This window comes from Acinetobacter sp. YH16042 (assembly GCF_013417245.1).
Lineage (GTDB): Bacteria > Pseudomonadota > Gammaproteobacteria > Pseudomonadales > Moraxellaceae > Acinetobacter > Acinetobacter amyesii.
Window position 1 is genome coordinate 1 of sequence record NZ_VPEJ01000061.1, and the last position, 3,943, is coordinate 3,943.

The following is a 3,943-nucleotide window of genomic DNA, read 5'->3' on the forward strand; positions in this document are numbered from 1 at the left end:
AGTCAATTGAATGGCTATGATAAAAGTCATACTTTGGTGAAAAAAATTGAACTATTAGAGATTTATTTTAAGCTAAATATAAGATTAATTTTTAAATGATTAAAGAAGATAGGTAAACCTATGGCAGGTGGTTCTCAAGTCATCATTAATAAGAATGGAATTACATTCATTACGCCTGCAAAGTTTGAGGCTAAGGCAGGTCAGCACCTTTTTAAAAGCGGTACAGAAGTTGGTGTAAATATCAAAGGCTTGCCAACTTATGAGGCCTATAATGAGAAATTTCAAATGTTATTGCCCTCTGGTGAGCCCTTTAAAAATGCTGATTATAAAATTTCAAATGCATCCGATGAGTTTATGGCCATAGCAGATAATAAAGGCCGATCTAAACGAATAAATTCCTTACAAGAAGAAAGCTTAAAGCTCGATTTAAATTGGATGAAGCTAGAAGCTGAACCGAGTGAAGGAGATGATTAGTGGGTAATTTAGATTGGGAAAGTAATACAAATACAACAGAGAATAGCTGTAAAACAGCACAGTGTGATTGCTTAACTTTTTGGGAAGTACAACAACAAATAGCGATGATCCGTCTGTCTAACTTAAAAGATGCCAAAAAGAATCTCTATAAACTCGAACCAGGATATGAAGCAAGAGCCAGAAGAATTGCCTCAGTTTATGCCAAAATTTATCTTGAACAAGAAAATCATGGAAGTCAGCAATTAAAAGGCCGTTATTATTGGATGGGCTTAGGTGCATTTGCTTCAAAAACTGTTGCAGCAGTGTTTAAACATGGCTTAACGGCTTGGGGGTATAAATGGATTCCCATTATTTCCCCTTTTGTCTTGACGCCACTTGTTCGCAATCCAGTACACTCTTTTGCGAAAGGGAATTTATGGTTATTTATGGATATTGCACCTTGGCATTATGCTTGGAGTATGTCTTCGCAATCTTTTAATCAATGTCGAACTCAACGTGATGTATCTAAGTTCACCCATATTAAGGAAGAAGTGTTAAATATTCCTTGGTCGAGTTGTTTACCCATCATTAAGCATTTGCAGAGTACAACTGAAATTACTCAGGCTTTTGGGATGCTTCCCAAGATAGAAGGCATTTTTAAAAGAAAAGGAAAACCAAGGAGAGATAATTTTAAAGATGCACAAGACGATCTTATGAAACATTTACTGGCAATTGCAGTACAGGAACAACGTAATATTTTACAAGAATTGGTTTGGAAGGACTGGATGGTACAAGCACAGGCAACTTTACAAAGCTATACCAAACTTCCCGATAGTACTTTAGTCCTTTCTAGTGATTATAGTGTTGATGCTGTTAAGCCTAGACATGGGAAATATGAAGGACGTCATAAAGATGTACTCGACAAATTACCTGAATCTGTCTATAGCGAACCTTTAGCGCATACCAAAGTTCAAGATTATGATAGCCGTATGGAGTGGATTCAGAAGGCAGCAGAAAAATATCATACCTTAATGTTAAGTGACACAGGGCGATCATTTTTAGAGAAGGAACTCGCAATTATTGCAGGATGGGGCAATAGTAAAGCGGACTTTGTAGTTGGCAAGGACAGTAATGATGGAAAGATTTAAGCATTATTTTAATTCTATCTTAGTCTTCATCTTCGGTTTCCTTCTTTTAGGTTGCCAACCTAATGCAAAAAATACAGAGAATAGTGCAATGAATCAGCAACCTTATTTACTCCATTTTGGTCTACAGGGCTTTAAAGACTTTGCTCAATACAATCAGAGTGCCGTGGATAACCATCCTGTCGCTAGTTTTCGAGAATTAGATTTTTCACCACCGAACCTTGGTCAAATTAAGATTGAAAATGGCGCGAGTAGCTTAGCTATTGACCATGTTTTTTATGTATTAGGAACATCGTTTCATAAGGAAGATGGTATTGAGGTTATGACTGTTAATGCAGGCTTAAATAAAGAGGAGTTTGTACGTCCTGAGCAAGCCTATCAAGCGTATGCGAATTTAATGAAACGAGTAAATCAAGCGGGATGGAAACTTTATATTGCTCCCTATAACCCACGTATAGCGAAAGAAGATAATATGCGATATGTCATGAAGTGGGGCTATTCGATTGATCCAAGCTATATTTTTAGTTATGAGGAATGGCAAAACATCATGAATGCGAGTGGTAGTGGGTCTTTGGGTTATCGCTTATACGCTAATGGTCTTTTATTGAATATATACATCAGTCAAACTAAAAAAACTGAAGATGAGAAAGAGCAATATATGGTTCGTTATACTTTTAACACCATTCGTTATGATCAACGAGATGCCTTAAGTGATTCAGAAAACAATATTAATGCTTATACAATGACTCCATTGGAGTTAAAACAAGCGTTTGAAAAGGAAGAACGAAGAACTCAAAGATCTAGAGAGTATGATGAAAAAGAAGCAATTGCAGAAGGTTATCGTATAGATGAGAGCTATGTTGGTCCTGATCTTTGGCAATATGTGAAATAATTAATTATTTCTAAAATTAACATAATACACCTTATACGAAACGCCTCTTAAAATCCCTTTTTAAACAATGTCTTATTCATGTAGAAACAGCCTAAGCAGTCACTCTTAGGCTGTTTTGGCAATTTTTCATGTTCCACGATTAATAAATAAACAATGTTCCACGGTTTTGATTAGTCTGATTAAATAGTCCTATCACCCATAGGGCTTGAAAAAACGGCTCCAGAAGCCCCTTTTTTCAGGCTCTGGTTCAATATGCTCCGGCACTGGAATGCGTTTAATTTCTTGAGTAGTCAATCCGCCCTCATTTGGTTTTTTTGACCGAGGATCTGTTGCTATATCCTGGTCAGATTGCTGCTCTGTAAACGTGCTTATATTGGCTTGTGGTGGCTTCATTTCAATAAGTGTAAGTAGCGTGTCAATACGAGCATTTGCCTTCGTTTCCCGATCTTCTGCTTTTTCCAACTGTTTCTTTAAAAACTCAATCTGATTTTTGAGTTCAACAACTGTATTATCAGTGTATTCAGGTGTATCAATGTTTTGTCTTGGAGACGTATCAAGACGTTTTGAGTTTGTTCCACCAAAAGGCTCACCATAGACACGAAGTAATTCTGAAAAGTCGATAGAACCATCATGATCACGACTTAATACTCCGTTTTTTATATCTTTGTAGAGTGTGGCCCGAGATTTTTTATACAGTGTTGCAGCATCACTAACACTGTATTTTGTACTTGTTTTCATAGTGTATTTCTGTGTATTTAGGAGACGTATTGAAGAATACAACAAATGTATTCTTCAATACACTCAAGGTTTAAAGCCTACTTGCTTAAGTAGGCTAAAATACCATTTCTAAAATCTTCACTGGTAAAGGTTTTATCAACAAAACGCATATCTTCTTCTGTATTTATTAAATCTCTCAAAAAGCCGAGTTGATAATCCCAGTCATGATCTAATTGTATAAAACCATTAATTTCTAAACCGTCAGAAGTCTCAACTTGGATCTGAGCTGAATAGCCTTTAATATTTTTTTTAGCACCTAATAAAGCCATTGCATCAATAGGCATTTCAAATTCCTTATATGACTATAGTTTAATTATTTAGTCTCAGATTTTAATTCTGGATCCTTCACTCACTGAGAGTTTAGTTGTTAACAGCATTGTTTTTAGTAGCTGACATAAATCCCACTTTTTCTAAGTATGGATACAGTTCTTTAGCACGATGTGGATCTTGCAGCATGTCAGCTATACGAATTGCAAATTGCGGAAAGCTTTCGGTGCCTTGGGAGTACTTACTCATCTCAGGTAATTGAGAGAGTTTATTAGCAAATAAATGTCGCTGAGCCTTAGTCATTTTTGAAACAAGATCTACGGTATTTGGATCTCCTGTCGAGTTTAAATTCTGCGCTGTTTGCTTGTTTTTAAATAAAAATGAAAAGCCGTAAATTGAACGTCCTTTT

General features: G+C 36.1%; 5 protein-coding genes and 1 pseudogene. 3 read left to right on the top strand and 3 right to left on the bottom strand.

The annotated features are described in order from the left end of the window. The first annotated feature begins 120 nt into the window (after nt 1-120). Genes FTV37_RS16550 through FTV37_RS16560 form a run of 3 tightly spaced genes read left to right on the top strand, consistent with a single transcriptional unit; the run spans nt 121 to nt 2,490 of the window. Nucleotides 121-474 carry a hypothetical protein gene (locus tag FTV37_RS16550; RefSeq protein ID WP_000897084.1) on the top strand — a complete coding sequence of 118 codons (354 nt, stop codon included), beginning with the start codon at nt 121-123 and terminating at the stop codon, nt 472-474. Then, nucleotides 474-1,601, top strand: a complete 1,128-nt coding sequence (locus FTV37_RS16555; protein ID WP_179995816.1) for a DUF2515 family protein — start codon at nt 474-476, stop codon at nt 1,599-1,601. The genes FTV37_RS16550 and FTV37_RS16555 overlap by 1 nt, the downstream gene beginning before the upstream one ends. Continuing rightward, nucleotides 1,585-2,490, top strand: coding sequence for a hypothetical protein (locus FTV37_RS16560; RefSeq protein ID WP_171525057.1), 906 nt, complete (start codon nt 1,585-1,587; stop codon nt 2,488-2,490). Before FTV37_RS16555 ends, FTV37_RS16560 begins: the two co-directional genes overlap by 17 nt. 192 nt (nt 2,491-2,682) lie before the next feature. On the opposite strand, the gene FTV37_RS16565 is transcribed toward FTV37_RS16560, so the two are convergent. From FTV37_RS16565 to FTV37_RS16575, 3 genes and pseudogenes are all read right to left on the bottom strand, one after another. Then, the gene (locus FTV37_RS16565) at nt 2,683-3,228 is read right to left on the bottom strand and encodes a plasmid replication DNA-binding protein (protein ID WP_002067466.1); all 546 of its coding nucleotides are present in this window, start codon (nt 3,226-3,228) and stop codon (nt 2,683-2,685) included. A gap of 77 nt (nt 3,229-3,305) precedes the next feature. After that, nucleotides 3,306-3,551, bottom strand: coding sequence for a hypothetical protein (locus FTV37_RS16570; protein ID WP_180039116.1), 246 nt, complete (start codon nt 3,549-3,551; stop codon nt 3,306-3,308). 76 nt (nt 3,552-3,627) lie between these two features. Continuing rightward, nucleotides 3,628-3,943: pseudogene (locus FTV37_RS16575) on the bottom strand (RepB family plasmid replication initiator protein); the annotation flags it as partial.

Excerpts from the sequence above, each read along its gene's own strand:
- FTV37_RS16550 (WP_000897084.1), top strand. The coding sequence starts at position 121 with ATGGCAGGTGGTTCTCAAGTCATCATTAATAAGAATGGAATTACATTC.
- FTV37_RS16560 (WP_171525057.1), top strand. The coding sequence starts at position 1,585 with ATGATGGAAAGATTTAAGCATTATTTTAATTCTATCTTAGTCTTCATC.
- FTV37_RS16570 (WP_180039116.1), bottom strand. The coding sequence starts at position 3,551 with ATGCCTATTGATGCAATGGCTTTATTAGGTGCTAAAAAAAATATTAAA.
- FTV37_RS16565 (WP_002067466.1), bottom strand. The coding sequence starts at position 3,228 with ATGAAAACAAGTACAAAATACAGTGTTAGTGATGCTGCAACACTGTAT.